Origin of the sequence: Bacillus sp. BB081, assembly GCF_008368895.1 — a bacterium.
GTDB lineage: Bacteria > Bacillota > Bacilli > Bacillales > Bacillaceae_G > Bacillus_A > Bacillus_A wiedmannii.
The window spans coordinates 1-2,866 of the sequence record NZ_QOZX01000091.1 but is presented as its reverse complement, the minus strand read 5'-3'; the positions used below and the strand labels follow the sequence as shown (position 1 = coordinate 2,866).

At 35.9% G+C, this 2,866-nt stretch carries 2 protein-coding genes; one reads left to right on the top strand and one right to left on the bottom strand.

From position 1 onward, the window contains the following. Positions 1 to 973 (bottom strand): RNA-guided endonuclease TnpB family protein (locus tag DN394_RS25935; RefSeq protein WP_149294381.1); only part of this gene is annotated, 973 nt, incomplete at its 3' end. A 496-nt stretch (positions 974 to 1,469) separates the two neighbouring features. Here DN394_RS25935 and DN394_RS25925 point away from each other — a divergent pair. After that, positions 1,470 to 2,738 carry a M48 family metallopeptidase gene (locus tag DN394_RS25925; protein WP_064473069.1) on the top strand — a complete coding sequence of 423 codons (1,269 nt, stop codon included), beginning with the start codon at positions 1,470 to 1,472 and terminating at the stop codon, positions 2,736 to 2,738. Positions 2,739 to 2,866: the final 128 nt, after the last annotated feature.

Here is a 2,866-nt window from a genome sequence, read left to right as displayed (position 1 = left end):
CAGATTTTTGTTTCCAACCAGCGTTATACCCTACGACAACCGTATCTATGTTGCATTCTTTCACCTTTTTAAACAACAGCCCTACAGTTTGTGAAATGTAACCATTTATTTGTTTTTCTCGTTTATGCCAAAGTGCAGCCATTTTATTCGTTACAACACGTTTAGAAAGTCCATTTCCCCCATTTTTCAGTTGTAGATCACGTATCATTTTGTTGAAGTACTGGTTAATAGATTTTAGTTTTTTCCCATCAATTAAGAATGTATCACCTGTATTTGTCACACAACTTACTAATCTATCTACTCCTAAATCGCAACTCAAAGCGTTACTCGTAGTCGTGGATGGTTTCTTCATTTGAGAAACGTGCATTTCATATGTGTAATGCACCTCAAAGAACCGACCTTTTTGCTTCGGTACAATCTCAATGTAAGAGATTTTTTTATTTCTTAAGTTTTTAGGCATACATATTTTAATGGAACCGAATTTTTTTCTGAATGCAACATTCATTGGAATCATCCAATACCCGTTATCATCGACTTTTGGGACTTGATAGATTTCAATAATTCGTTTGTCAGTTGAACGAGAATAATTGGGAAACTTAGGACGACCTGTGAACTTCTCAGGATTTTTCTGCCACTGTTCCATTGCTTTAAAAAAGCTCTTCACTTCTGTAAATAAGGCTCTACGAATCGCTTGAACAGAGTTTGATTGCATGCCCCAGTAATTCATATCGGCTTGCATAGCAGTGTCCACTTCTTTTATAGTAGCCATCTTGTTATTGTTCAAATAACTTTGTTTCATCGTGTACAATCCAACATTTCGTAATGCTTTTGAACTATGTGACATGCGCTGAAGTAAACGGAATTCTTTTGCAGTAAGGCAAGCTCGTCCAATATTTTGTTTTTGCGTGAATCGTTGCATGTTTTCTCTTTTCTTTTGTTTCCGTAATACTTTCACTGCTTTCTTTCTAGCCATTGTTTTCACCACCTTTCTTAGAGAGTTCATTAAAATTGCTTTTCATTCAAGTAGCCGAATGATTATATTATCCAATTTCGTTGTCCTACGATATATTCCCTCCTTATCTAGGGGCAGATTGCATCGTAAGACAAAAAGAACAAATATTCGCCCGGGAAATTTGTTATGAACGAAACAAAAGAGTTCATCCTACCTTCTGACGGCAATTCATCTCCACCTGAATTGTTGGGTTTCACCCGTAACACAAATCAGATGGAGTCTTCTTGCCGAAAAGGATAAAAGGCGCTGGTTTAATATGTTGGGTTGTAAGTACGTTTCTTATCCCAGAGTATGAACCGAAGAAAGTGTCTAAAGGTAGGTAAAACTCTTCTTTTTGCAGAAGAGTTTTTTTATGTAAATAAAAGGATCTCGAGCAATTCGCGTAATAAGCTTGTTCTAATTTAGCATGTACGAACTTACAATAATAATAGACAGGCAGCATAGAGGAGGGAATAGCGTGAAGAAGGTTATTGGGTGGTCGCTTTTTTTGTACGTTGGGTTTGCGTTGCTTATATATTGGTATTTATTTGGATGGAATCATGAACTGATTCCGGACATGTATAAAGGAACAAAGGCAGATCCAGAAACGTTTATGAATGCAAGAGAGCTTACGCTAAGCCAAGATTATTCGCGCGTAAAAAATTTACTGTACTTTTTAGCGACGCCTCTTGAATGGATTATTCTATTATTTGTACTTGTGCTCGGTGTTTCAAGAAAGTTTGAGAAATGGTCGAAGGAAACGACGAAAATAAGTGTCCTGCAAGTTGCGATTTATTTCTTTTATTTATCACTACTCACAACAGTTCTTGCTCTGCCGATGCAATGGATTAGCCGAAAAGTTTCTGTTGATTACGGCATTTCAACGCAAAGTACACAAAGCTGGATAAAAGATCACGTTATCGGTTTTTGGGAGAGTTATGCGACGATGCTAATCGTAGTTACCGTTCTGTTATGGCTTATCCGTAAATTCCCGAAGAGATGGTGGCTAGCAGGGTGGGCACTCTCTGTTCCATTTACAATCTTTTTAACATTTATACAGCCGGTCGTTATTGATCCACTTTATAATGACTTCTCGACGCTGAAAAATAAAGAATTAGAAACGAAAATTTTAGCGATAGCAGACAAAGCCGAAATTCCAGCTAAACATGTATATGAAGTAAATATGTCGGAAAAAACGAATGCATTAAATGCATATGTAACAGGAATTGGCCCTAACGCTCGTATTGTAATGTGGGATACAACACTTAAGCAATTAAAAGATAAAGAGATTTTATTTATAATGGCCCATGAAATGGGGCATTATGTTATGAAACATATATATTGGGGCGTTGCGAGTTATGTGCTGCTATCGTTTATAGGGATGTATTTCATTAGTCGTATTATAAATATGTGTATTCGAAAATGGGGAGATACGCTGCAAATTTCAAAAGTAGCTTGTTTCTCAATTTTACCTTTATTTTTCTTAATTTCTTCTGTCCTCTCTTTTGCATCACAGCCAGCAACAAACTATGTTTCTCGTATAGAAGAACGAGCGGCAGACCAATATGCTTTAAATATGACGAAAGATGGGAAGTCTGGTGTAAAAACGTTTCAATACTTATCAAAGACGAGTTTAAGCCAAGTGAATCCGCCTGCGTTAGTGAAGTTTTTCTTATACACACATCCACCGATTTTCGAAAGAATTCATACGTTTGAACAATATGAGAAACAAAGCAAAAAGAAGTAGCTATTATGCTACTTCTTTCTTTATAGAGATATAAGTTTGATATTGGGAATATTTATCATTGCTTTTTATTGTGATTTTGTAAATAATAAGCTATAAAATTCTAAAAATCTATATATAAAGGAATAAAG